The organism is Sinorhizobium saheli (assembly GCF_001651875.1).
Classification (GTDB): Bacteria; Pseudomonadota; Alphaproteobacteria; order Rhizobiales; family Rhizobiaceae; genus Sinorhizobium; species Sinorhizobium saheli.
The window spans coordinates 61394-86590 of the sequence record NZ_LNQB01000062.1; the positions used below are offsets into that span (position 1 = coordinate 61394).

Sequence of the window (25197 nt, forward strand, 5' to 3'; positions counted from 1 at the left end):
GATGAAGAAACTCCCTGTCACCGTCTTGTCCGGATTTCTCGGCGCCGGAAAAACAACTCTCCTCAATCATATCCTTGCCAATCGCGAAGGCATGCGCGTCGCGCTCATCGTCAACGACATGAGCGAGGTCAATATCGACGCCGCGCTCGTGCGCGATGGCGGCGCCAATCTCTCGCGCACGCAGGAACAACTGGTCGAGATGACCAATGGCTGCATCTGTTGCACGCTGCGCGACGATCTGCTGAAGGAAGTCCGCGCGCTAGCCGAACAGGGCCGGTTCGATTACCTGTTGATTGAATCGACCGGCATCGCCGAGCCGCTGCCTGTCGCAGCGACCTTCGACTTCCGTGATGAAAGCGGCCAAAGCCTGTCGGACGTGGCAAGGCTCGACACGATGGTGTCCGTTGTCGACGCCGCAAACCTGCTGAAAGACTACAGTTCCGCCGACTTCCTGTCCGACCGCGGCGAGACGGCCGGCGACGGAGACAACCGCACCATCGTCGATCTTCTGGTCGAGCAGATCGAGTTCGCCGACGTCGTGATCCTCAACAAGATCAGCACGGCCACTCCGGAAGAACGCGACGCGGCGCGCAAGATCATCGTTGGCCTCAATCCTGATGCCAAGGTCATCGAAGCCGATTTCGGCAAGGTCGACATGAATGAGGTTCTGGGTACCGGCCGGTTCAACTTCGCTAAAGCCGAGACGCATCCGCTCTGGTTCAAGGAACTGCATGGCTTCAATGACCACATCCCCGAGACGGAACAATACGGCATTCGCTCCTTCGTCTATCGGACGAAGAAGCCCTTCGACCCCATGCGGTTCCAGGCATTCATCGACAAGTCGTGGCCCGGCGTCGTGCGCACCAAGGGGTTTTTCTGGCTGGCCACTCGGCCGCACTACGTGGGTGAAATCAGCCAGGCGGGCGCGCTGGTGAGAACGGGTAAGATGGGCCTGTGGTGGTCATCGATTCCGAGGGAGCAATGGCCCCAGGACCCAGGCTTCCTGCAGACGATGAAGCCTTATCTCGATCCGGTCTGGGGTGACCGGCGGCAGGAGATCGTCTTTATTGGCGCTAATCCGATGGACGAAGCGCAAATCCGGGCGGAGCTCGATGCCTGCCTGATCGATAGCCCAGCCTTCCTTCCGGACCTCTGGCGCAATCTGGCTGACCCTTTTCCGAGTTGGGATCGCCGCGCGGCCTAAGGTCTGATGGTCTGCGGCTCCGCCAACTTCACGCAGAAATGAAGAAGTCTGCTTGGCGCGCAAGCAATGGACATTCCATGTGTGATCGGCGGGCGACCGCTCTGGTGAAGGTTTTTCGATGCGGGCCGCGGCGCGACGGTGGCGGCTGGGCCTGTGTCGGCCCGCGTTGAAAAACCTCCCAAGGAGGAGGCCGCGGGGGCTGGGTGGAGCGCCTATGGGGAAAGCGTGCGCCTGCGGTTGTTCAAGGTGGCCATCGGTGGGAGCGTCAGCCGCAGAAGGGTTGCCGCGAAGGCTTGCAATGAGACGATCGGGATCGGGGTCGCAGGTCTTTCGCAGGCTGGCATCGGCGGTTTTGCAGTGTGCTGGGTTGCTTGGGGCAGACCGGCGCCACCCCGGAACGCATCGCAGATCCCGGCCGGCGTTGGCTGATGTGACATGCGTTTCGTCATGCGGCGTCCTTTCGGGGTGGCGCGCGGGATCTGGGTTGCTGGCCACGGCGGAAGATCTCGACGATGCGCATCGGGCCGGCGCAATCCGGGCATGGCTCTCTCAAGGTGAGCGGGGTTCTGTCGGTGTTTGGCGCGTCATCGTGGAACGGCGCGTCCACCCCGAGCAGTGTCCTGATCTTCGCGACATTGGCCTTGCGCCCCGCACCGGCGAGCAGGCCGTAATGGCGGATGCGGTGGAATCCGTCCGGCAGCACGTGGATCAGGAAGCGGCGGATGAACTCGTCGGTGGTTAGCCGCATCACCTTCTGCCGGTCACCGGTCTTGATGCGGTAATCCTTCCAGCGGAATGAGACCGTCTCGGCATCCGCGCTGATCAGGCGGCTGTTGGAGATGGCGACGCGGTGGGTGTAGCGGCTGAGATAGGCCAAGACCGCCTCGGGGCCGCCGAACGGGGGCTTGGCATAGACGACCCATTCGGATTTGCGCAAGCGGGCAAGCCAGGCGGCGAAGGGATCCGCCTCGGCGAGCCCGGCCAGATCCGCGAAGAAGGACAGATCGCCGGATTGATGCAGTGCCATCAGGCCCTCAAGGAATAGTCGCCGGAACAGACGCGACAGAACTTTTACGGGCAGGAAGAAGCCGGGGCGACATGCGATCCAGCGCGTGCCATCCGGCGACAGCCCGCCACCAGGCACGATGATGTGCACATGCGGGTGATGGGTCAGCGCCGATCCCCAGGTGTGCAGCACGCTGGTCAGGCCGATGCGCGCGCCAAGGTGCCGGGGATCGGCGGCGATCGTGATCAGCGTCTCGGCCGACGCCCGAAACAGCAGGTCATAGACCGCCTTCTTGTTCCAGTAGGCGATCTGCGCGATCTCGGCCGGCAGGGTGAAAACCACGTGGAAATACTCGACGGGTAGCAGGTCTTCGGCACGGGCGGCCATCCAGTCCCGCGCCGCGGGTCCCTGGCACTTGGGGCAGTGCCGGTTCTTGCAGGAGTTGTAGGCGATGTGCTGGTGGCCGCATTTGGCACAGGCCGCCACATGCCCGCCGAGCGCCTCGGTTCGGCAGGCTTCGATCGCCGCCATGACCTTGAGCTGGGCCAAGCTGACATGCCCGGCATTGGCCCGCCGCCACGCCGGGCCATAGGCACGGAAGATGTCGGCGATCTCCAGTCTTGGCCGGATCACCGCACCGGCGCTACTCCAGTCCGCGTCGGAGCGTTTGGTCCCGCAGCTTCTTCAGGGTCTCGAACGGGCTGACGGTGTCGCGGATCGTCTTGGTGGCGACATGGGTATAGCGCGGGCGGTGGTCGTCAGCTTGGCGTGTCCGAGAAGGACCTGGATCACCCGAACATCGGTGTTCGCTTCCAAAAGGTGGGTGGCAAAGCAGTGCCGCAGGGTATGCAGCGTCGCGGGCTTGGCGATACCGGCCAGGCTCTTGGCGGCGGTGAAGGCGCGGTTGAGCTGTCGCGGCGAGATCGGATTGATCTTCGGCTTGCCGGGAAACAGCCAGCCCTGCGGCCGCGCCTCGCGCCAGTAGTCGCGCAAGAGTTCCAGCAGCGCGGGCGACAGCATCACCTTGCGGTCCTTCTGCCCCTTGCCCTGTTCGACATGGATCAGCATCCGGTCGCTGTCGATGTCGCTGATCTTCAGGTTGCAGACCTCGGAGGCGCGCAGTCCGGCGCCATAGGAGATGCTGAGCGCCGCCCGATACTTCAGGCCCGGCCCCGGAGCGGCCATCAGCAGGTCGGAAACCTCCTCGATGCTCAGCACCACCGGCAACTTCCGCGGCTGCCGCCGGAACTGCATATGCCGCTTCATCTCCTCGCGGCCGCAGGTGGTGGCGAAAAAGAACCGCAGCGCCACGATGCGGGCGTTGAAGGTCGTCGGCGTGACGCCGGCGTTGGTCATGTGCAGTTGGTAGGCGCGCAGGTCATCGGCTGTGGCGGTGTCCGGTGACCGCTTGAGAAACCCGGCGAAATCCTTGATCGCCCGAATATGGGCCTGCTGGGCTTTGTCGCCCAGCCCACGGATGCGCATGTCTTCGATCATCCGCTCGCGCAGCGGGGTGGTCCTCTCCTCCGTCATGGGAACCTCCTGTCTGAAGATTGAGAACACCCAATCGTCAGCCAGGACGGCAAACCCGCAAATGCACGGCGTTCAGATCATTGCTGCACCCTCACCACGGGCGCCAGTGCCGCGCGAGCGGCTTCGTCCCTGGGTGGAAAGCGGAGCTTGGAGAGCCAACTGCTGAGTGACAGCAATGCGCGCGGAAGCGGACATTGCAGCCGAGCCCGTAACGGGCGCATTTGCACGCCGCACAGCCCGCGATTTCTGCTCAGTCTCAACACACTGGCTGGCGTTTAAGAACGTCCAGTCCAGTATGGCCCGGTCGACAACCAAGGCGCTCCGAAGGGCGTTGCGGTTTGAAGGCGACGCAGCCTCTTGGGATCAGGGTGTGCCGGATTGCTACCAGAAATCCCGCAGGTCTTCACCGCCGGCAATGGCCTGATTCTTAGCGGATCTTCCGAGTACTGTACTCACATCGGTGCAAGTCCTTGCGGGAAAGCCACTCTTTGATTGTCTCGAAAACTCTTTGTGGCTGTTCGAAGGGAAGCAGATGACCAGCATCTTCTATGATCACGGATTCGGCGTCCCGCATCATCCCTGCAATGGCATCGTGCGTGACGGCTGTCGACAAACGATCTTCTGAACCGGTAATCAGCAACACCGGAAACTCGAACGTGCCCAAGTATGTAGTCGCATCGGGTCTCACGAGCAGTGCACGGTTCTGCCGCTCGTGCATCTCAGGCGGACAATCTTCGACCACTTCTTGAATACGAAACACCAAATCCGCGTTCCGCATACTTGCGGCCGAGATCACTTTCGGAATCCAACCACGCGCGTAAGCAATCATGTCAGCATTCGCTTCTGCGATGCGGGCCTCGCGCTGTGCGGCTTCATGTACATCTGGGCCTTCGGCATTCGTACTCGCGAGAACCATGGCCCGGATGCGTTCTGGTGCCTGGCGGCCGATTTCCATGGCTACGCGACCACCCATCGAATGTGCCAGGACAATCAACTCTCCATGTGCTTCGGACAGCGCGCGTGCTGCCATCCCTTCCAAGGTGGTATCGCTGCTTGTATCGGCCACGTGCACGGTTGTTCCCTCGCATTTCAACGCATCCGCGATGGTGCTCCAGGTGCGAGCATCAGACATGATGCCCGGAATGGTTACGATTGTTGTCATGGTTTGATCTCCGCCTCGGGAAGCAATTGTGAGTGAACCTTCACGCGCGAGGGTGTGCCAAGATCGAAACAACGCTGAAACGGAGTGGCTGGATACTTATGGAGCATCAGTCGCTTGCAGTGCTTCGCTTCCCGACATGTACATGGGCCCGCCGCGATGGCGGGGAAAGCCATAGCCTGAGACCATCACAACATCGATATCGGCGGCGCTTTCGGCAATTCCTTCGGCAAGAAGCGCCTCGCCCTCCTGCTGCATCACTCTGATGATCCGCCGAATGATCTCCCCGTCCGAAAATCCCCGGACGGTCGAAGCTGTCCTTACCCTCTCGTCCTCGATGATGCGCGTGACTGCCGGATCGGTTTGGGGCTCGCCTGTACTGTAATCGTACCAGCCTTTCGTCGCCTTACGTCCCAATCGTCCAAGCTCGCACAGCCTGTCTGATATGTGGCAGTACGGCTGCGACCTGTCTCGCGTCGCGCGAGCGGCCCTGCGCTGCGCCCAGGCAATATCAAGTCCGCTCAGGTCCTGGACCGCGAAGATGCCCATGGGGAAACCGAACGCTTTAATGGCGCTATCGATCTGTGCCGGTAAAGCCCCCTCGAGAAGCATGAACTCGCAGTCCCGCCGATAGGCGGCCAGGATCCGGTTGCCGATGAAGCCATGGCAGACGCCCGACACCACAGCAATTTTTTTCAGCCGCTTGGCAAGAGCCGAGCCGGTCGCCAGGGCGCGATCATTCGTGCGCTTGCCGCGGACGATTTCCAACAGCTTCATGACGTGGGCGGGTGCGAAAAAGTGCAGACCAAGCACCCTGGCTGGGTCGGCCGTCGTTTCTGCCAAGGCGTCGACGTCGAGGTAGGACGTGTTGGTCGCCAGAACTGCCTCGGGCGGCATGACCGCATCAAGTTGAGCGAACACCTGTTTCTTGACGTCGACATCCTCAAACACCGCCTCGATCACGAGGGGGCAGGCGGACAGCGAGACGTAATCGTGTGTCGCCGTCAGCCGTTCGAGAGCGTCGTCTGCCTGCGTCAGCGTGATCGCGCCCCGCGCAGCGCTTGCCTGCAGGGTCTCCAGAACCCGCTGCCGCGCCGCCGCAACTGTAGCCTCGTCCCGCTCGAGCAAGCTTACGGCGGTGCCTGACAGGAGCAGCGCGACCGCGATGCCGGCGCCCATGGTGCCGCCGCCAACGACACCCACGTGAGAAAGATCCGCTGGTTCGGCCTTGATGGCTGCAAGGCTCTTGCCCGCATTCCGTTCCGAGAAGAAGGCGTAGCGAAGAGCCGCGGCCTCTTCGGAAGCAACGAGCCTCAGGAAACGCTCCCTTTCCTTCCTCAAGGCGTCGCGGCCCGAGAGGGAAATACTCTCGCGAACGGCCTCCAAGGCTTCCAGTGGCGCCTGCGCACCTCTCGCCTTTCGGGCGAGCGCCGTTGCGGTCGAATTCCAATCGACCGTCTCCGCATCCGGGCAGGGCCGATCGACCAACGGTGTAGGCATGGGGTGGGTCAGCAGCTCGCGCGCGAGCGCTTCTGCAGCTTCCAACAGATCACCTTCGGCGATGCGATCGACGAGCCCGATCTTCAGGGCCCGATCGGCATCAATTGGCTTGCCGCTCGTCACGAGTTCGACGGCATCAGCGATCGGCACCAGTCTCGATAGGCGCACGGTACCGCCAGCGCCGGGGATCGTGCCCAAGCTCACCTCGGGCAAACCGAGCTTCGTTCCTGGGTCGGCGATCCTTGCGTGGCAGCCGAGCGCCAACTCCAATCCTCCGCCGAGGGCCGTTCCATGAATTGCTGCAATCCACGGCACGCGCGCGCCTTCGATCGCCTCTATCACTTCCGGCAGGATCGGCGCCTGCGGCGGCTGCCCCAGTTCGCGAATGTCGGCGCCGGCCGCGAAGGTTCGACCGGCGCATCGCAGAACCACGGCTCTGACGGCCGCATCCTCTTCCACTGCGTGCACCGCATCGATGAGACCCGCCCTGACGACGTGGCTCAACGCGTTGACCGGCGGATTGTCGATGGTGACGATCGCGAGCCCGTCGCGGCATTCGTAGCTGACAAAGGATGTCATAAGTCCTCCACTTCCAATCACGGATGGCGCTGCCGCTCTCTAGGGCGGTGTACCGCCACAACCGCGGAGCCGCGGGACCGGCAAATTTCGGGCGCACTTTTGCGGCCCGAGCATGCGCCTTGTGAACTGCGTCTATAGCGAGGAATGAATGGGCAGTAACATAACCAATTGTTTGGTCTGGACTTGCCAATAGGCAGGTGCAACTCCGCCGCTTCAACCGGTAAGTTCTCGGCTGGAGCGGGGAAACATCGGCACTCAATGAAACTCTATTTTGAAGCTGATCCTGACTGCGGGCAACCGCCGCTGCTGCTGGTCCACGGCCTGTTGTCGAGCCGGAACCATTGGATTCCGAACCTGGAACTCGCCAAGCATTTCCGGCGCGTCCGAATTGATTTGCCCGCTCATGGGCTTTCACCCACTCCAGGCGAGCCAAGCGCTGCAACCCCGGAGGCGGTGGTGAAGGCGATCGATGAGGTTCGCGAGCGTCTGCAGATCGACAGGTGGCATATCTGCGGTCAGAGTTTCGGTGCGGCACTGACCTTGCGTTATGCCCTGACGTATCCCAAGCGCGTCCTCGCGCAGATCTTCACAAATGCAAACGGCGCCTTGCGTGCCGACTGGACGCGAATCAACGACCAGCGCAATCGTGCATCGATCGAAGACATCCGCAGGAATGGGCATGCCGCCATGCGCCGGATGATCTATCACCCATGCCATGCCAAGCGGTTTCCGCCGGACGTTCGCGACATCCTCAGCAAGGATGCGGACGCGACGGATGCTGCAGGAATTATCCTGCTTCTCGAACAGGCGACACCGGTGCTTTCGGTGCGTGAACGACTGGGCGATCTGCGCCCCCCGACGCTTCTCATTAACGGCCGCTGGGAAAACCAGTTCCAGCCTGCCCGGAATTGGTTGTCCGAGACGCACCCCCACATCGTCATCATCGACATCGAAGGCGGACATTCGATCAATATCGAACGTCCACAAGAGTTCGACGCCGCGGTGATCCACTTCCTATCCGCGCCGGAACGAGGCCCCGCGTCGCAATCCGGTACGCAGTGGCAGGCGAAATGACGTCATCTCGATCCCGATGCTGCGTGGTGGCGCACAGCGAAGACTTGTCGAGCGGGGACGACGCGCGTGCCGCCATCGGGTGAAACCGCCGACCGCCAGCTTCTGGCGCGCCTTGTCGCTGTGTACCTCTTCGGTGCTGGCGCTGGGGCGTTTGCGGCATGGATCGGTTCGCCGCTGCCATGGATGATCGGACCGCTGCTTGCCACGGCATCGCTCTACCTGACGGGCGTGGTCGACATCACCATACCCGTCAAGACACGGCCGATCGGCCAGATCGTCATTGCGTCGCAGGTGGGCGTGTATTTCTCACCCGCCGCATTCGCCATGCTCCTGGCTTTCGCACCGCTCCTGATCGGGATGGCACTCGCCACGGCATGTTGTGCGCTCGTGGTCGCGCTCTTGCTCGCGCGTGTGGCCAATCTGAATCTGACCGCAGCCTTTCTCTCCTCTTTGCCGACGAGTCCGGTGGAGGCAGCCGTGATGGCCGAACGCTACAAATGCAATCCGGGACCGGTTATACTCTCGCAGACCGTGCGGATCGCGTCCGTTGTGGTCCTGGTTCCCGTCGCCATCTACATAATCGATGGATGGCCAACTCGCGACATGGTGCGGACAACGCCCGAGCTCGAGGCAATTGGTGTCGTCCTTCTCGCCGGTATAGGAATGGCCGGGGCGTTGCTGGCCCGAGCATGTCGCGTGCCCAATCCCTTCTTCCTTGGTCCCTTGGCTGCCTCCTCGGCGATTTCGGCGCTTGGCGTTGCCCCGTCCTTCTATCCGTCAGTCGTTCTTTCCTGCGCGCAGATCATTCTTGGCGTCTGGCTTGGCTCGACCTTCCGCAGATCACTCTTCGCTGCGGCCGGGCGACTCGTCACGGCTTCCATCGTCACGACGCTTCTCATGCTCGCTCTTACGTCGATGATCGCCGTCATCGTCTCCCGGATGGCCGGACTGAGCTGGGAGCTGATGGTGCTGGGCACTGCACCGGGCGGCGTCACCGAGATGGCGCTGACAGCGAAGTTTCTGGGCCAGGATGTCGCGCTGATCACAGCCTTTCATTTGACCCGCATCTTCATCCTGATGCCGAACATTCCCTGGATCATCCGCATGATCCACGGATTGGAGCGTCGCCGAAATTGCCGCGACGGCCGCAACGGTTCGGATCGGCCGTGACGTCCGCCTTCCCGTGCGTGGCCAGCTTGACCAAAGCGAACGAGCATTCTGCCCAATATATACTCAGTTCAATTCACTGCTCTCATTGCCCATAACGAAGATCGAGGCCGTGCCGCAGGGCGTGCCTCTTTGGGCCGTCATCTCACAACACATCGAACGGCGCTGGAGGAAATGGCTGCCGCGCGGCACCTGCCGAAAGATGGCAGCAAGGAGGAGACCAATGGAGAATGAGGCTCTCAACAAGGGCGAGGAGCCCGTGCAGGGCTATGTCCGCATACCTTTGTCGATACTCGAAATCGCGACCGGCGTGATCGTGCTCGCGATTCTATCCTGGTACGTCGTCCAGGCGTATCACTTGCCGAAGCCGTTCAATTCAACGGATGTCGGAGCAGGCGGCTTCCCACTTCTCGTCGCCATCGGGACTGGTATTGCCACCATATCGATGATCGGTCTCGCGGTCGCGCGGCATATGGGCAAGATGGGGCAAGCCGACAGCCGTTGGCGGCGACCGCTTTTTGTTCTGATCGTCGCCCTCCTCCTTGTAGGTCAGGCCGTGACCTTTGAAACGCTGGGTGTCTATCTCTGCGTCGCCCTCTTCTCCGCTGCGATCATGGTCGCGGCCGGCGAGCGCCGGATCCTGCATGTGCTGGGCGTGTCCATCGGCTTGGTCGCATTCGTCTATGTTGTGTTCGCGCTTGCGTTAAACGTGGTCTTTCCGTGAGGGGTCTGCGATGATTGAAAACCTTCTCTCAGGCTTCTCGGCGTTCGGCGATCCGCTGGTGTGGCTGAGCTTAGTCTTCGGCTCGCTCGTCGGTTATCTCATCGGCGCGATTCCTGGTCTCGGCCCCAGTCTCGGCGTCGCATTGCTCATCCCGTTCACCTACGGACTTGACCCCGTCGTCTCGATCGTTGGTCTGGTGGCCTTGTATGCCGCGGCAGAATATGGGGGCGCTATCACCGCCATCTTGATCAACTCGCCCGGCACGTCGGCCGCGGTCGCGACCGCTTGGGACGGCTATCCGCTGAGCCAGCAGGGAAAGGCGGGCGAAGCCCTCCTGGTGTCGATCGTCACCTCCGGCATCGGCATCTTCATCAGTGCCCTGTTCCTGCTGTTTACCGCCGTTCCGCTCTCGGAATTCGCATTGCGGTTCGGACCCGGCGAATACTTCGCTCTGGCGCTTGTCGGGCTCAGCCTTGTGGTCGGCCTTGCAGAGGGCTCGGTGGTCAAGGGCGCGGTCGCGATGGGCATCGGTCTCGCGCTCGCGACGGTCGGGCTGGATACGCAGACCGGCACGCCACGTTTTGCCGCGTCGGTAGAGCTCTTCGAGGGACTGCCCCTCGTGCCGGTGCTGCTCGGGCTTTATGCGCTTTCGGAGGTCCTCTTCCTCGTCGAAGAGGGCGTGACAGCCAAGATCAAGAGCGCGCCGCTTGGCGGCTGGCGCACCTGGAACTGGAAGGGCCTATGGTCGCTCAACGGCGTCGTCTTTAGAAGCTCGGTGCTCGGCTACATCATCGGCATCATTCCCGGTGCGGGCGCGTCCATTGCCTCCTTTATTGCCTATGCGGTGGCCAAGAAAACTTCCAAGACTCCGGAGCGATTTGGCAAGGGATCTATCGAGGGTGTCGCGGCCTCGGAAGCGGCGAACAACGCTGCCGTCTCCGGTGCGATGGCACCTTTGCTTGCGCTCGGCATTCCCGGTTCCCCAACGACGGCGGTGATGATCGGCGCCCTGATGATCCAGGGCATTCAGCCGGGGCCTCTGCTGTTCAGCCGCAACCCCGAGATTCCCTACACTATCTTCGCGTCGCTCTGGATCGGCGTGCCGGTCATGGTGTTCATCGGGCTTGCCGGTGCGCGTGCCTGGGCTCATGTGGCAAACATTCCCGGTCCCGCTATCGCGGCGATCGTCGCGGGAATTTCCCTTGTGGGGGCCTACGCCTCCGAGGGCACCATGTTTCCGGTCTACGTGATGACTGCCTTCGGTATCCTCGGTTACCTGCTTAGAAAGGTGCAGGTTCCGCTGGCCCCGATAATTCTTGCTCTGGTGCTTGGCGAGATGATGGAAACCAATTTTCGGCGGGCGCTGATTACATCCCATGGCTCTCTCGAGATCTTCTACACCTCGCCTCTGACGGTCGCGTTGCTTTTGACAGCCATCCTCGCATTCGCGCTTCCGGCCGTTGGCTTCATTCGGAAGCGCCGGCGTGCCGCCATGGCCGCCGATCCTTCGGTGTAAGGCTGACAATGCTCGGACAGTCGGTTCATCCATTCGCTGGCCGAGCATGATGACCAAGAATTGCGGTCATCTGACCTGACTAAATCTCAGTTCATTCCGCGGGTCCGAGATACCACACTGGTTACATCGTGGAGGACCCTGTCTCTTTGATTCAAACTTGGGAGGAGTTTCATGTCATTCAATCTGTTCAAGGCAGCGCGCGCGTTCACGGCGGTTGCGTCTTTCTCAGTCGTTGCCTCTCTGGGCAGTCCCGTCGTCGCGGAGACGGCTTGGAAGCCATCAGGCCCTGTAAACGTCGTCATGCACACCAAACCGGGCGGAACGGCGGACATCTTCATCCGCACTTTGGCGCAATCCCTGGAGCCTATGATCGGTCAGCCGATTGTCGTGGTGAACGCGCCGGGTGCCGGAGGGGCGACCCAGATGGCTCATGTCAGCCAAGCCAAGCCCGATGGCGTGACGATTGGCATCAACACGATGAGCCATTTCACGAGCATGTTGACCAATCTCAAGGGAACATTCTCGGTCGACGACTTCTCCTGGATAGCCTCCACGCAGGAAGACCCGATCATCTATTTCGTTCGCACGGATTCCGAAATCAAATCACTGTCGGACCTCGTCGCAAAGGCGAAAGCCAGCTCCGGCACAATCAATATCGGCGGGTTCGGGCCTGTGGGCTCAATGCAGCATCTTGGCACGGCCATGCTCGAGAGCGCAGCAGGCGTAAAGTTCAATTGGGTCGGTTTCGACTCGACTCCCGACATCATGACGGCCTTGCTTGGTGGGCACGTGGATGTGGGCGTTTCGAATCTCGGGCCGACCGCGCCCTTCTTCGAATCCAAGCGGATCATCGGTCTCGGTGTTCTGGGTGAAAAGCGGCTCAATGGCCTGCCGGACGTTCCGACCTTCGGCGAGCAAGGCTACAAGGTCGATACGAGCTGGGTGCAGGTGCGCGGCGTCTTCGGTCCGAAGGACATGCCGCTTGAACTCCAGCAGCAGATTGCCGACGCCATCCACGAGGCGATGAAGGCGAAGACCTACCAGGACTACGCCCGCAGCACTGGTGTCATCGATTCCTGGATGGGGCCGAAGGAATATGACGCCTTCGTACGCGACGTCAGCAAGATCGCGACCAAACAGCTCGAGGCAGCCGGGCTTCTGCAGTAGTCGGATGCCTCTGCGTGAGATGCTCCGGCGGAACCGCATCCGCCTGAGTAAATGAAGGAAGAATGGATAAGGAAAGACCATGACGAGGGCCCTTGCCGGTTTCCGTGTCATAGACACCACCCACGTGCTGGCGGGACCGTTCGCCAGCTATCAGATGGCCGTGCTCGGCGCCGACGTGATCAAGGTCGAGGATCCGTCCGATCCGGACCAGGCGCGCCTTCAGGGCTCAGATCGCGATCTCAGCAGTGCCGGCATGGGGACTGCCTTCATGGCACAGGCGTCGAACAAGAAGGCGGTTGCACTAAACCTGAAGACGGAATCCGGCCGTGACGCCTTGAAGCGGCTCATCGAAACGGCGGACGTCTTCGTCGAGAACTACCGGCCCGGTGCATTTGAAGCCTTGGGCCTTGGCTACGAAGAACTGCGCGAACGTAATCCCAGCCTGATCTACTGCTCGATCTCGGCTTTCGGCTCGACCGGACCGCGCCGGGAGCAGACGGGCTATGATTCCGTTCTGCAGGCGTTCTCGGGCATGATGGCTATGACCGGCAGCGACGATGGCGATCCTCTGAAATGCGGCGCTCCCGTCGTTGACTATGCAACAGGTACAACGGCCGCCTATGCCATCACGGCGGCCCTCCTGCAGCGTGAACGCAACGGCGGCAGCGGGCAGTTCGTCGACGTCTCCATGCTGGACGTGGCGCTCGTCCTGTGTAGCCCCTATGTGACGGGATATCTGTGGAATGGCAGTCATCCGAAGCCGAAGGGCAACCGATTTCCCTTCGCCACGATCGGCCAGTACCGCGCCTCTGACGCGGAACTGATGATCGCCGCGTCGAACCTCGAGCAGCAGCGCCGCCTGTGGATCGCCCTAGGGCGCGAGGATCTTATAAAGCAGAACAACAACCAGCGGCTGGACAGCCATGCCGAGGAGGAGGCTACGCTCAGCAGCATCATCGTCACCATGCCTGCTGACTACTGGGAGCAGTTCTTCCGGGAACGGCGGATACCAGCGGCGCGAGTGCGCCAGCTCAAAGAGGCGCTTGCGGATCCGCAAATTGCATCACGGCCGCTTCTGCACAAACACTCGGCGCCCGGTACGTCGACGGATGGCCTGGTGGTTCCCGTCGCGGGCTTCACCATGTCGAAGAGCGCGCCCGGCCTGAGTTTCCCGCCGCAGCCCCTCGGTGCGCAAACAGAGGAGATCCTGCGGGGGATCGGTTTCGACAGTGCGGACCTCGAGAGGCTTCGTGCTGAAGGCGCGATCAACTGAAAGGCGGAGAACATGAGACGCCGACATGTTTCGATGATGCTTACACCGCAGCGGGCCTCACCCTGTCGGAAGGATAGGCTGGGAGCGACCTTGCGATGAGCAATCCGCTTTCGGCTTTGGCCCAGGCAGCTTGCGATTGGCGCCGACGGCCGATTGACGGCGCCGTTGAGTGGGCGGTGCGCCGCGCGATTCTGGACTGGTTTGCAACGACGTTGCCCGGCTGCGTGCGCGCGCCGGCGATAATGCTGACCAAGGCGCTGCCGGAGACGGATGGCAGCGGCGGCGCATGGTCCTACGTCGATGGCCGCTCCTCTACGCCGCGCCGTGCGGCTCTTCTCAACGCCACTGCTAGCCATACCGTCGAGTTCGACGATATTTTCAAGGATGGCGGCTATCATCCGGGCAGCCCGACCATTGCGGCCGCTCTCGCTCTCGCGCAGCATCTCGGGTCAAGCCTTGAAGAGTTGCACCGCGCGATCGTCGCCGGCTACGAAGTGGGTTGCCGGATTTCGCTGGCCATTCAGCCCAGCCACTACACCTTCTGGCACACCACATCGACCGTCGGCACCATCGGCGCGGCGGTCGCGGGGGCGATGCTTCTCGGCGCTAATGATAGGAGTCTCGGCAATGCCATCGCGCTGTCGTCAAGTTTCGCGGGCGGGCACCAGCAGAACCTCCAGGGAAAGGGCCTCGCAAAGGCCCTGCATCCGGGGCATGCGGCAGATGCAGGCTTGCTGGCTGCGATGGCAGCCGCGGCGGGAATTGCCGGCTCGTCGGATAGTCTCGACGCAGAGAACGGTTTTGCGGCTGCGACAAGCGATACGACCGGCAATTGGGAAGCGGCGCTTGCGGGCCTTGGAGAGTGGACACCGATCACCCACATGACAGTCAAGGCGCACGGATGTTGCGGCCATATCTTTCCTGCGCTCGATGCCATTGCAGTTATGAGCGAGCGACACTCCTTCCGCGAAAAAGACATCGCGCGGATTGAAGTGCACGGTTATTGCGCCACCGAATCGATGTGCAATCGGCCAGATCCCGCGTCGGCGCAGGATGCGCGTTTCAGCCTGCAATATTGCCTTGCCGCACGACTGATCCTCGGAGCGGTCCGCCTCGCCGCCTTTGAGGAGGAGACCCTGGCGCGGGCGGACATTCGCGAACTGATGACGAGAATTTCCGTGACCGAGGATCCAGACCTTACCGTTGAATATCCACGCCGTCGACAGGCCCGTCTGAGGGTGATCTTGCGCGATGGCCGTGTGCTTGAACATCTTCAACAGACGCGGCGAGGCGATCCCGAGAATCCTCTGAGCGACGCGGAGATAGTCGCGAAGTTCCACGAACTGGCGTCCGGAGTTCTCTCGGACGCCGATGCGGCTTCGCTTGGCGACGCGATCCTGTACGGCGCCGAGCTGCCGCGAAAACTGCTGGTCGCCCCGGCAGGAGGGAGTCTCCCCTAAACCGATGGTTGGGCTAACGAGGCCAGATGATCAGTTGTCCAGACGACAGTCCGAAGACATGGATGCTTTAGCCAAGTGAAAGATCGCGCCAGTGCCACTAGATCGGCGCTCGAAGAGGAAGGAACAAAAGGAATGACCGTCAATGTTCGTGAACATGAGTTCATAGCGGTTTCCCACAAGAACGGCATTGCGACGGTAACATTGAACCGACCTGATGTCCGCAATGCCATCAACGATCAGATGCGGTCTGAGCTGATCGACGCCTTCGAGAAGGTTGGCGCGGACCGGTCCGTTCGTGCGGTCGTTCTGACGGGCGCCGGCAAGGGCTTCTGCTCCGGTGGTGATGTATCGGGTATGCGCGCGCGTCTGGAGGTGCCTGCGGGAGAAGTCGCCTTCAACGGCTGGACGCGCCAGCGCAGCACGCACAAGGGAGTGGCCGTCATCCATGGCCTCTCTAAGCCGGTCATTGCCGCGGTTAATGGCGCAGCTTTCGGGCTCGGTCTCGATATGGCACTCGCCTGCGATTTCATTATCGCAGCAGAGGGCGCGAAAATGTCGATGAGCTTCATCAAGCGTGGCCTCGTATCGGATGGCGGCGGGATGTATTTCCTGCCGCGTCGCGTGGGCCTCGCCCGTGCCAAGGAGCTCATTCTGACGGGGAGGGTGGTCGAGCCTGAGGAGGCGCTGCGGATCGGCATGATCGACAGAATTTCGCCGGTGGATACCCTGATTGATGACGCTCAGCTCTGGGCGGAGCAGGTGAGCGCCGGCTCGCCGGCCGCCATTGCCCTGACAAAGGCCATTCTCGACAAGACCTTCGAGAGCAGCGATGAGGCGATTTTCGCTCTCGGCCGCGAGGCGCAGGCAATCTGCTACACCACGGCCGAACATCGTGCGTCCGTCGAAGCATTCCTCAACAAGACCAGCGCGTGAGGCAGGCCAAAATGACTTTCATTGATGCGCTTCTGAACCCTTCCAGCGTAGCCGTCGTTGGCGCCTCTTCTGATGCTGCGAAGCTTACGGGACGGCCGATCGCTTATCTGCAACAGCACGGCTACAAGGGTCGGATCTACCCCATCAACCCGCGCTATGAAACCATCGGCGACCTGACATGCTATGCGGATGCCCAGGCACTTCCCGAGGCACCGGATCTCGGGCTCGTGCTCGTCGGTGCCAATCGGGTGATCGAGTCCGTTCGCCAGCTTGCTGCTGCAGGCACCAAAGCGGCGATCGTACTCGCTAGCGGCTTCGGCGAGGCCGGCGAGGAAGGGCGTCGTCTCCAGGCCGAGCTGCGCGAGGCCGCGGGTTCTATGAGGATTCTAGGCCCCAATACGATCGGACTGGTCAACCTGACGGACCGCATCATGCTGACAGCAAGCGGCGCCATGGAGATGAAGGACTTCCGTGCCGGCGGAATTGCCCTTTTGTCGCAGAGCGGCGGGATTTTAGGATCTCTGCTTTCGCGCGGGGTCGGACGCGGCGTCGGTTTTTCCAAGCTGATTGCAACGGGAAATGAATCCGACATCGAAGTTGCCGACCTTCTCGATGCCATGGCAGACGATCCGGCAACCAGGGTTGTTGCGCTTTATCTCGAAACCATTCGTAATGTGGCGAAATTCCGCAATGCCGCCGCGCGGGTTATCGCGGCTGGCAAGCCCATCGTCGCCTACAAGGTCGGCCGTTCCGAGTCCGGCGCGCAGTCCGCCGTCTCCCACACCGGCGCACTGGCCGGCGCGGACAAGGTGTATGACGCCTTGTTCAAGCAACTCGGTATCATCCGGGCGCAGACATTCGCAGACCTCCTTGACATCCCTGCCGCCCTATCCCAGGGGCGTCTTCTTTCCGGCAACCGCGTTGCAATCGTGACATCGACAGGCGGCGCAGCGACGATCGTGGCCGACAATATCGGGCTTGCCGGCCTCGAAATGCCGAGCCCCGATCCCGACACTGCAGAAAAGCTGCTGGCGCTCGATCTCACGGAGGCGGTTCTCGATCGCAATCCGATCGACGTCACCCTGGCCGGCCTGCGTCCGGATCTTTTCCGATCCATCCTGAAGATCTTGTCGGAAAGCCCCACCTACGACGCCATTGTGGTTGTCGTGGGGTCGTCCTCGATCGGGCAGCCGGATGTCGTCGCCCGGCCGCTCCTCGAGTCGATGGACATCAGTAACAAGCCCATAGTAGCTTATGTCAGTCCCGAAGCGCCGGGTATCGTGCAACACCTGAATGCCAACCGCATCCCGGCCTATGCGGCTCCCGAAAGCTGCGCCGCGGCCCTATGCGCGTTGCGGCCGCGAGGCGAAGCCGACCCGTCTGAGCGGCGGCCGGCTCCTGCCGTGGACGGTGCGGATCTGCCGCAAGGTTCGTTGAACGAGGCCGACGCCAAGCGCCTCTACGAGCGCTTCGGATTCCCAATCACACGCGAGATCGAGGCGGCGACGCCGGCAGACGCAGCGGCCAAGGCGACCGCATTCGAAGGACCCGTGGTGATCAAGATCCTCTCGAAGGAAATCCTGCACAAATCGGAGGTTGGAGGTGTTGAAGTCGGCGTCGCCACAGCGGACGTCGAAACGGCATGCGAGCAGATGCTGTCGCGCATCCAGGTGGCTGCGCCCGGCGCGAAGGTCGATGGGTTCCTGATCCAGGAACTGGTCAGGGGCGGCATTGAGTTCATCCTCGGCTACAACCGCGACCCTCAGCTCGGGCCGTGTGTTCTGTTGGGCGCGGGGGGTGTCACCACTGAGTTGTACCAGGACGTCGCAATGCGGCTCTTGCCGGTGACGCGCCGACAGGTTCGCGATATGGTCCGCGAACTGAAGTGCTCGGCCCTTCTGGAGGGCTTCCGCGGCCGACCAGTTGCCGATACGGAGGCTTTGATCGACGCCGTTCTGGTTTTCGCAGACATGGCGGTGGCGCTGGACGATCGCCTGCAAGAGGCGGAAATCAATCCGGTCTTCGTGCTGCCCAAGGGCTCCGGCGTGCGCGCTGGCGATGCGCTCGTCGTGCTTCGCTGATTTTGGGACCTTGTCGCGAAGGCAGCTCGCCGGCCCTGCGGCAGGCCCCACCAGTTCCCTCCCCGTCGGAGATTGCACCTATGCCTGATGTCTACATCTGCGACTACATCCGCACCCCGATCGGCCGCTTCGGCGGGGCGCTTGCGTCGGTGAGGCCGGATGATCTCGGCGCCATTGTGCTGAAAGCATTGATGATTCGTCAGCCGTCCTTGGATTGGGCAGCGGTTGACGAGGTGATCTTTGGCTGCGCAAATCAGGCGGGCGAGGACAACCGTAACGTGGCCCGCATGTCGTCGCTCCTTGCGGGATTGCCGGTGGAGGTCCCCGGAACAACGATCAACAGGCTCTGCGGTTCCGGAATGGATGCGATCATCACTGGGTTTCGTGCCATCCGATCTGGCGAGGCCGAGCTGATAGTCACTGGCGGCGTGGAAAGCATGAGCCGCGCCCCTTTCGTGGTGCCGAAGGCGGAAATGGCCTTCAGCCGGGAGTCCTCAATACAGGACACGACGATCGGGTGGCGTTTCATCAATCCGGTCATGAAGGCTCAATACGGGGTCGATTCGATGCCTGAAACTGCCGAGAATGTCGCGGAGGAGTTCGGGATATCGCGAGCGGACCAGGATGCGTTCGCCTTCCGCTCGCAGCAGAAGGCCGCTGCCGCCCAGGCACGCGGGAGGCTGGCCGAAGAGATCTTCCCGGTGAAAATCCCCCAGCGCAAGGGCGACGCGGTTCTGTTCGACCGTGATGAACATCCGCGCGAGACGACACTGGAAGGACTGGCAGGTCTCAAGGCGCCCTTCCGTCAAGGTGGGTCGGTCACGGCAGGCAACGCGAGCGGTGTGAACGATGGAGCGGCCGCCCTGATCCTTGCCAATGAGACTGCCGCAAAGCGTCACCGCCTGATGCCCATCGCGCGAATCCTTGGCGGGGCAACGGCTGGCGTTCCTCCACGGATCATGGGCTTCGGGCCGGCACCGGCCTGTCGGAAGTTGATGGCGCGGCTAGAATTGGAGCCGGAGGCGTTCGATGTCATCGAGCTGAACGAGGCATTCGCAAGTCAGGGCCTAGCCTGTCTGCGCGACCTCGGCATTGCCGATGACGATCCCCGCGTCAATCCCAACGGTGGTGCGATCGCTCTCGGCCACCCGCTCGGCATGTCCGGCGCGCGTATTACCGGGACAGCGGCACTGGAACTTGCGAGGATCAATGGCCGCTATGGCGTTGCCACCATGTGCATCGGCGTGGGGCAGGGGATTGCCATTGCCCTGGAACGGGTGTGAGCACCGGGCTCGCAAACCCGGTTCAGACGCGCGGACAGACCGGTAAACCAAGGTCTAGCGGGACGCCTCGCCTGAAGCGCCGAAATATGTTTGGGTACGATCGGACATGACGTATGACTAACGAATGAGCAATATGATACCCCCTCTAAACCCGCTAAGGACCTTCGAAGCTGCTGCCCGCCTGTCCAGTCTGACGCAGGCCGCGGAAGAGCTGAACGTGTCTCAGGTGGCGGTCAGTCGCCAGGTGAAAGTGCTGGAGGAATATCTCGGCGTTGTGCTGTTCAAGCGGCTGCATCGCGGCATCGAGCTGACCGACGAGGGACGGCAACTCTATGAAGGCGTCACTCGAGCCTTCGTCGAAATCGGGAATGCGGCAAGGCGTGTGTCCCGGCGAGGTAGGCGGGATATTCTCGCCATCCAGTCTTACACGACCTTTTCCCAGCGCTGGCTTATTCCACGGCTGACGCAGTTTCATGAAGCATTCCCACGAATCGAGGTGCGTCTGAGTTCGTCTACCGCCCCGGTCGATTTCGAGACTCAGAACCTGGATGCTGCCATTCGCGCCGGAAAAGGAAATTGGCCCGATCTCCACAGCGAAAAGCTGGTTGATGTTGAACTGATTCCGATTTGTTCACCCGCCTTCCAGGAGGCCCACAAGCTTACGTCCCCTGATGACTTGAGTCGTGTGCGGCTGCTGCATTCTATGGCACGACCCACCGATTGGGCTGCATGGCTGAAACGCGTCGGATCGACGGTCGATCCCAGCCCTGGCATCCGTTTCGAAAGTTCGGCACTCGCTTATGAGGCCGCTTCTCTGGATATCGGTGTCGCGATTGCAACCAAGGTCTTTGTGAAGAGACACCTTCAGGCCGGCAGCTTCGTCGCTCCGTTTGATATGACGTGTTACAGCGGCGAAGGTTATTATCTCACGTGGCCGAAGAACGTTACTCCGTCATTGCCTCTTCAGAAGTTTCTCTCTTGGATGCGCGAGCAAATCGATAAAGACGAGGTATTGATTTCTGATCCGTGAAATTAGTGTCAGCAGGCCTGTTCTATCTGCTGGGAATGAGTGGAACACGCGACCGCCCGGTTAGGCAAGCAGCAACGCGTAGACGGCCCAGCTCAACTTAGGTTTGGGCCGTAGCGCTGCCGTGGCTCGTCGCGCGAATGCTCGCGTCCTCGACGATGATACCAGTGTGTTAAGCCAGCCGAAATGCCTCGGTCGCAGATGACGGCCGCGGCGGACACTGGAGTGCATCTCGACCCGGATATTCGGATGGTTGTCCTGGAAGTCAGCGATGCCAGGCAGCAGAACCTGTTGCCCAAGAGTTCCGGCACGTCGATACGGAGGGGTCCTGCAAGATCGGCGTCTTTCTCGCACGCCGTGCACTCAAGAACGCGAATTTGCGCTTCAGCGCTCCGCTGGTACCAGCAACTCTTTCCTGGCCGCATCACATCAAAGCGTACGGTGTAGGCGGAGGTCCTCTCATCGCTTTAGGCTTTGTCCGTCATGCGGTTTCGGCGGCAGTAGAATAATTCTGTGCGATGACCGCGCAGACCATCAACTGAATCTGGTGGAAAAGCATCAACGGCAGAACTATCGCTCCGATCGACTGCCCGGCGAAGATGACGCCTGCCATCGGTACGCCACTGGCAAGGCTCTTCTTCGATCCACAAAACGTGATGGTGATCTGGTCGGGCGTGTTGAAGCCCAAAAGGCGGCTGCCGCGCATGGTGAAGGTCAGCACAAAGCCGAGCAGTAGCATGTCAAGCCCGACAACGACGGCAATATCTCCCAGCGAGAACGTTTGCCACAGTCCCTCGACGACCGCCTTGCTGAAGGCGAGGTAGACAACCATCAGGATGGAACCTCTATCGACAGGAGTGAGAACCTTCTTCTTTGAGCGGACCCAGTTTCCAATCCACGGCTGTAACATCTGCCCGACGACAAACGGAGCGAGCAACTGCAGCAGGATCTTCTCCATGACATCCCAGGAGAGCCTGCCATGGCCACCGGCGGAAAAGAGCAAGCCGACGAGAAGAGGCGTCAGGAACATGCCAAGTATATTAGAGGCGGAAGCCGAGCAGATGGCAGCCGGAACATTCCCGCCGGCTATCGATGTAAATGCAATGGATGACTGCACGGTGGACGGCAGGACGCACAGGAAGAGGAGACCGAGATAAAGCGGCTGTGGCAGGATCGAATCCGGAACGAGGCCCAACGCCATGCCGAGCAGTGGGAAAACGGCGAATGTCGTCAGCAGAATGACGAGGTGCAGGCGCCAATGCAGGATGCCGGCAATGACAACGTCGGTGGACATACGCGCGCCATGCAGAAAGAAGAGAAGGGCAATGGCGAGACTTGTGGCGACGCCGAAATAATCCGCAAAACTGCCGCTTGCCGGAAACAGCGAAGCAAGGACGACGCTACAGACGAGCAGGATCGTGAAAGTGTCGGGCAATAACCGGCGCATGGTGCTCCCTAAAGTCAAATCGCTTCTGTAACCAGCTTAGTGTTGAAAAAGTTGTCCATCGCCTCGGCTCCGCCTTCGGACCCGTAGCCCGAGTCCTTTATGCCGCCAAAGGGAAGCTCCGGCAGCGCCAGCCCATGGTGATTGATCGAGATCATTCCGCTCTGTATATCGCGGCTCAGGGCAGCACTCGTTTTCGCGGATGTCGTATAAGCATACGCTGCCAAGCCGTAGGGGAGGCGGTTCGCTTCCGTAATGGCGGCTTCATAGGTCGAAAAAGGGCTCACCACGGCGATGGGGCCGAAAGGCTCCTCGTTCAATATCCGGGCGCTCAGCGGCACATCTGTGAGAACCGTGGGTTTGTAGAAATTTCCGCGGTTGCCGATCCGCTCGCCGCCGGTCGCAATCTTCCCTCCTCGCGAAACGGCATCGGCGGTCAGCGACTCCATGGCTTCGACCCGTCTGCCGTTTGCAAGTGGGCCCATGGTCGTGCCCGAATCCAGTCCATTGCCCACCTTGACGGCCTCTGCAGCCTTGACGAAGCAGTCGAGAAACCTGGCGTAGATTTTCTCCTGTATGAGGAAGCGGGTCGGAGCAACGCAGACTTGGCCCGCATTGCGGAATTTTGCTCCGGCCAGGATCCGGACTGCGAGATCGACGTCGGCGTCGTCGAACACAATCGCCGGTGCGTGACCGCCAAGTTCCATCGTCACCCGCTTCATATGAGCGCCGGCGAGAGCCGCAAGCTGTTTGCCAACAGCCGTCGAGCCCGTGAAGGAGACTTTGCGGATGATCGGATGCGGAATGAGGTGGTTGGAGATGTCGGCCGGAATGCCGAATACCAGATTGAGCGCCCCGGCTGGCAAATCGGCGTCAGCGAATGCGCGAACAAGTTCGGCACAACTCGCCGGCGTCTCCTCCGGTCCCTTCAGAATGACTGAACAACCGGCCGCAAGACCGGCCGCTACCTTGCGCACGGCCTGGTTCAATGGAAAGTTCCAAGGGCTGAAGGCGGCGACCGGACCGACGGGCTCCTTGACGACGAGCTGCCGAACATTGAGGAAACGGGAAGGGACAACACGACCGTATGCTCGCTGCGCCTCCTCGGCAAACCAGCCGATCATGTCGGACGCCGCCAGGGTCTCCGCTGTCGACTCCGCGAGCGGCTTTCCCTGTTCGAGAGACATGATCGTCGCGATCTTCTCAACCCGTTCGCGCAGTAGCTGGGCAGCCTTGTGCAGCATTTTAGCGCGCTCGAATGCGCTGAACCGAGACCAGGCCGTGAAACTGGTTGCGGCCGTTGCAAGAGCTTCGTCAAGATCATCCCGCCCGGCATTTGCCACGGTTCCAATGATCTCGTCGGAGGCAGGATTGAGGATTGGAAGGCGCTCTTTCGATCCGTCCCGCCAGGTGCCGCCGATATAGAGTTGCGTTTCCGGATAGTCGGACATTACCTTCTCCGATGTTCTGACGTCAGTACCCCAGGGCGCAACCATCCTTGCGGTGATCGGACGCGCCGAGCAGGGTTCCGTGTTGATGATCAATCCAGACCGCCTGCGCTCCGCCGATGGCCCATTTCGGTGGGATCACCTTAAAGCCCCGGCCCTCGAGGTTTTCGCCGAGCGCACTTCGAATTGCTTCCTCGGCTTCGATCGTCCTGGTGCCGGGGAGGGGGAACAGACGAGGAAGCTCGATCGCCGATTGCATATCCATGCCATAGTCGAACAGCTTCGACAGAAAGTGCGCATGTCCCATGGCTTGATAGTGGCCGCCCATCACGCCGAATGAGAGGGCCGCTTTACCGTTTCGCGTGACCATTCCTGGAATGATCGTGTGCATCGGCCGCTTGCGCGGGCCAATCGCGTTCGGATGCCCCTCCGTCAGCACGAAACTCTGGCCGCGGTTGTGGAACAACACGCCCGATTTCGGGGCCATGAGGCCGCTGCCGTAGGGGTGGAAAATGGAATTAATGAAGCTGACGGCATTGCGATCTTTGTCGACCACCGAGATGTAGACCGTGTCCGAATGCTCGACACCATCGATGAAACCGCTGGCGTCGCAAGCCTGGTCCAGGTTGATCTTCGAGGCAAGCTCGTCGGCGAGCTCGTCCGACAAAAGAAAATCGATCGGCACGTTTGATATTGCCGCGTCCGCCAGCCAGCGTTCGCGCGCAGCATAGGCAAGTCGGGTCGCCTCGACTTCGATGTGCAGGTTGTCGGCATTTAGGGGATGACCCGACGGGGTGAAACGTTCGAGAATCTTGAGGATCATAAGAGCAATGATGCCTTGCCCATTGGGAGGGCATTCATGAACCGTCCATCCACGATAGGTTGCACTGATGGGAGCAACGTATTCTCCAGCGGCGGAGGCGAAATCCTCCGTGGTGTGCAGGCCGCCGAGCGCCTGGAGGTAAGAGACCATGTCTTCTGCGACATCACCCCGATAAAATGCGTCCCGGCCGTGCTTGCCGATGGCCGACAAAGTTTCCGCAAGCTCCGGCTGACGCTGAACAGACCCAACTGCGGGAGCTTCATCGTTGTCGAGGAATATGCGGCGCGTCGGCGAATTGAGGGCGAGCATCGCGCGCTGATGCGAAATGTCGGCGGCAACGCGCGGTGTGATGGCGTAGCCGTCCCGCGCAAGGGCGATCGCCGGTGCCACGATGTCGGCCATGGACATGCGCCCATGATCTGCGACCAGCCGCGTCCAGGCATCGACGGCGCCTGGAATAGTCACCGCGTGAGGCGAAGACCGCGCGATCTCTGAGATTCCTTGGTCCTTGAACCACTTGAATTCAGCGGCGGCGGGCGTGCGACCCGAGCCGTTATAGGCGATCACCTGGTCGCCTCCGTTGGGAGCCAGCAAGGCGAAGCAATCGCCGCCAATGCCTGTGGAGCCGGCTTCCACCACGCACTGGACCGCACAGGCCGCCACCGCCGCATCGATGGCCTTGCCGCCGCTTTTGAGGATCTCGATGGCGGTCAGGGTTGCCATGGGGTGAGAGGTCGCTGCCATGCCGCTGCGGCCAACTGCAATCGAGCGCCCGGGATGTTCGAAGTTCCGCATG

The 25197-nt window shown here is 61.3% G+C and carries 19 protein-coding genes; 12 read left to right on the plus strand and 7 right to left on the minus strand.

Features of this window, described 5'->3' with window-relative positions:
• Position 1: 1 nt before the first annotated feature.
• Entirely contained in the window at positions 2-1204 is a 1203-nt protein-coding gene (zigA, locus tag ATB98_RS06685) for a zinc metallochaperone GTPase ZigA (RefSeq protein WP_066870888.1), read from the plus strand.
• Between the two features lie 445 nt (positions 1205-1649).
• Here zigA and ATB98_RS06690 read toward each other — a convergent pair whose 3' ends face one another.
• The 4 genes from ATB98_RS06690 to ATB98_RS06705 all read right to left on the minus strand — a co-directional run bounded on the left by ATB98_RS06690 (position 1650) and on the right by ATB98_RS06705 (position 6981).
• Complete coding sequence (locus ATB98_RS06690; RefSeq protein ID WP_066870890.1) at positions 1650-2843, minus strand: IS91 family transposase; 1194 nt, start codon at positions 2841-2843, stop codon at positions 1650-1652.
• A 51-nt stretch (positions 2844-2894) separates the two neighbouring features.
• A complete protein-coding gene (locus tag ATB98_RS06695) occupies positions 2895-3743 on the minus strand; it encodes a tyrosine-type recombinase/integrase (protein ID WP_327197808.1) in 849 nt (282 codons plus the stop codon).
• Between the two features lie 427 nt (positions 3744-4170).
• Positions 4171-4905, minus strand: a complete 735-nt coding sequence (locus ATB98_RS06700) for an alpha/beta fold hydrolase (protein WP_084435331.1) — start codon at positions 4903-4905, stop codon at positions 4171-4173.
• A gap of 96 nt (positions 4906-5001) precedes the next feature.
• The gene (locus ATB98_RS06705; protein WP_066870893.1) at positions 5002-6981 is read right to left on the minus strand and encodes a 3-hydroxyacyl-CoA dehydrogenase NAD-binding domain-containing protein; all 1980 of its coding nucleotides are present in this window, start codon (positions 6979-6981) and stop codon (positions 5002-5004) included.
• Between the two features lie 258 nt (positions 6982-7239).
• Between ATB98_RS06705 and ATB98_RS06710 the strand changes: the two genes are divergently transcribed.
• The 11 genes from ATB98_RS06710 (at position 7240) to gcvA (ending at position 20689) form a co-directional block, all read left to right on the plus strand.
• Positions 7240-8055 carry an alpha/beta fold hydrolase gene (locus ATB98_RS06710; RefSeq protein WP_084435333.1) on the plus strand — a complete coding sequence of 272 codons (816 nt, stop codon included), beginning with the start codon at positions 7240-7242 and terminating at the stop codon, positions 8053-8055.
• 66 nt (positions 8056-8121) lie between these two features.
• Positions 8122-9225 carry an AbrB family transcriptional regulator gene (locus ATB98_RS06715; protein WP_084435335.1) on the plus strand — a complete coding sequence of 368 codons (1104 nt, stop codon included), beginning with the start codon at positions 8122-8124 and terminating at the stop codon, positions 9223-9225.
• A 220-nt stretch (positions 9226-9445) separates the two neighbouring features.
• Complete coding sequence (locus tag ATB98_RS06720; RefSeq protein WP_066870901.1) at positions 9446-9946, plus strand: tripartite tricarboxylate transporter TctB family protein; 501 nt, start codon at positions 9446-9448, stop codon at positions 9944-9946.
• A gap of 10 nt (positions 9947-9956) precedes the next feature.
• Positions 9957-11462 (plus strand): tripartite tricarboxylate transporter permease, encoded by a 1506-nt coding sequence (locus tag ATB98_RS06725; RefSeq protein WP_066870903.1) that lies wholly within the window; start codon positions 9957-9959, stop codon positions 11460-11462.
• A gap of 171 nt (positions 11463-11633) precedes the next feature.
• Positions 11634-12629, plus strand: a complete 996-nt coding sequence (locus tag ATB98_RS06730; RefSeq protein WP_066870905.1) for a Bug family tripartite tricarboxylate transporter substrate binding protein — start codon at positions 11634-11636, stop codon at positions 12627-12629.
• A gap of 79 nt (positions 12630-12708) precedes the next feature.
• On the plus strand, positions 12709-13902 hold the full coding sequence (locus tag ATB98_RS06735) for a CaiB/BaiF CoA transferase family protein (protein WP_084435339.1): 1194 nt from the start codon (positions 12709-12711) through the stop codon (positions 13900-13902).
• A 95-nt stretch (positions 13903-13997) separates the two neighbouring features.
• On the plus strand, positions 13998-15362 hold the full coding sequence (locus ATB98_RS06740; protein WP_066870909.1) for an MmgE/PrpD family protein: 1365 nt from the start codon (positions 13998-14000) through the stop codon (positions 15360-15362).
• 132 nt (positions 15363-15494) lie between these two features.
• Complete coding sequence (locus tag ATB98_RS06745) at positions 15495-16295, plus strand: enoyl-CoA hydratase/isomerase family protein (RefSeq protein ID WP_066870912.1); 801 nt, start codon at positions 15495-15497, stop codon at positions 16293-16295.
• A complete protein-coding gene (locus ATB98_RS06750; RefSeq protein ID WP_327197810.1) occupies positions 16292-18376 on the plus strand; it encodes an acetate--CoA ligase family protein in 2085 nt (694 codons plus the stop codon). The genes ATB98_RS06745 and ATB98_RS06750 overlap by 4 nt, the downstream gene beginning before the upstream one ends.
• An 80-nt stretch (positions 18377-18456) precedes the next feature.
• Positions 18457-19659 carry a 3-oxoadipyl-CoA thiolase gene (gene pcaF / locus ATB98_RS06755; protein WP_066870918.1) on the plus strand — a complete coding sequence of 401 codons (1203 nt, stop codon included), beginning with the start codon at positions 18457-18459 and terminating at the stop codon, positions 19657-19659.
• Between the two features lie 124 nt (positions 19660-19783).
• The gene (gene gcvA / locus ATB98_RS06760; protein WP_066870921.1) at positions 19784-20689 is read left to right on the plus strand and encodes a transcriptional regulator GcvA; all 906 of its coding nucleotides are present in this window, start codon (positions 19784-19786) and stop codon (positions 20687-20689) included.
• A gap of 478 nt (positions 20690-21167) precedes the next feature.
• Here the strand turns inward: gcvA and ATB98_RS06765 are convergent, their stop codons facing one another.
• Genes ATB98_RS06765 through ggt form a run of 3 tightly spaced genes read right to left on the minus strand, consistent with a single transcriptional unit; the run spans position 21168 to position 25196 of the window.
• Complete coding sequence (locus ATB98_RS06765) at positions 21168-22133, minus strand: bile acid:sodium symporter family protein (RefSeq protein ID WP_066870924.1); 966 nt, start codon at positions 22131-22133, stop codon at positions 21168-21170.
• A 14-nt stretch (positions 22134-22147) separates the two neighbouring features.
• Complete coding sequence (locus ATB98_RS06770) at positions 22148-23581, minus strand: NAD-dependent succinate-semialdehyde dehydrogenase (protein WP_066870928.1); 1434 nt, start codon at positions 23579-23581, stop codon at positions 22148-22150.
• Between the two features lie 22 nt (positions 23582-23603).
• Entirely contained in the window at positions 23604-25196 is a 1593-nt protein-coding gene (gene ggt, locus ATB98_RS06775) for a gamma-glutamyltransferase (protein ID WP_066870931.1), read from the minus strand.
• Position 25197: the final 1 nt, after the last annotated feature.

Bases quoted from the DNA above. Each gene is read 5' to 3' on its own strand.
- zigA (WP_066870888.1), top strand. From the start codon at position 2: ATGAAGAAACTCCCTGTCACCGTCTTGTCCGGATTTCTCGGCGCCGGA.
- ATB98_RS06695 (WP_327197808.1), bottom strand. From the start codon at position 3,743: ATGACGGAGGAGAGGACCACCCCGCTGCGCGAGCGGATGATCGAAGAC.
- ATB98_RS06700 (WP_084435331.1), bottom strand. From the start codon at position 4,905: ATGACAACAATCGTAACCATTCCGGGCATCATGTCTGATGCTCGCACC.
- ATB98_RS06705 (WP_066870893.1), bottom strand. From the start codon at position 6,981: ATGACATCCTTTGTCAGCTACGAATGCCGCGACGGGCTCGCGATCGTC.
- ATB98_RS06710 (WP_084435333.1), top strand. From the start codon at position 7,240: ATGAAACTCTATTTTGAAGCTGATCCTGACTGCGGGCAACCGCCGCTG.
- ATB98_RS06720 (WP_066870901.1), top strand. From the start codon at position 9,446: ATGGAGAATGAGGCTCTCAACAAGGGCGAGGAGCCCGTGCAGGGCTAT.
- ATB98_RS06725 (WP_066870903.1), top strand. From the start codon at position 9,957: ATGATTGAAAACCTTCTCTCAGGCTTCTCGGCGTTCGGCGATCCGCTG.
- ATB98_RS06730 (WP_066870905.1), top strand. From the start codon at position 11,634: ATGTCATTCAATCTGTTCAAGGCAGCGCGCGCGTTCACGGCGGTTGCG.
- ATB98_RS06735 (WP_084435339.1), top strand. From the start codon at position 12,709: ATGACGAGGGCCCTTGCCGGTTTCCGTGTCATAGACACCACCCACGTG.
- ATB98_RS06740 (WP_066870909.1), top strand. From the start codon at position 13,998: ATGAGCAATCCGCTTTCGGCTTTGGCCCAGGCAGCTTGCGATTGGCGC.
- ATB98_RS06745 (WP_066870912.1), top strand. From the start codon at position 15,495: ATGACCGTCAATGTTCGTGAACATGAGTTCATAGCGGTTTCCCACAAG.
- pcaF (WP_066870918.1), top strand. From the start codon at position 18,457: ATGCCTGATGTCTACATCTGCGACTACATCCGCACCCCGATCGGCCGC.
- gcvA (WP_066870921.1), top strand. From the start codon at position 19,784: ATGAGCAATATGATACCCCCTCTAAACCCGCTAAGGACCTTCGAAGCT.
- ATB98_RS06765 (WP_066870924.1), bottom strand. From the start codon at position 22,133: ATGCGCCGGTTATTGCCCGACACTTTCACGATCCTGCTCGTCTGTAGC.
- ATB98_RS06770 (WP_066870928.1), bottom strand. From the start codon at position 23,581: ATGTCCGACTATCCGGAAACGCAACTCTATATCGGCGGCACCTGGCGG.
- ggt (WP_066870931.1), bottom strand. From the start codon at position 25,196: ATGCGGAACTTCGAACATCCCGGGCGCTCGATTGCAGTTGGCCGCAGC.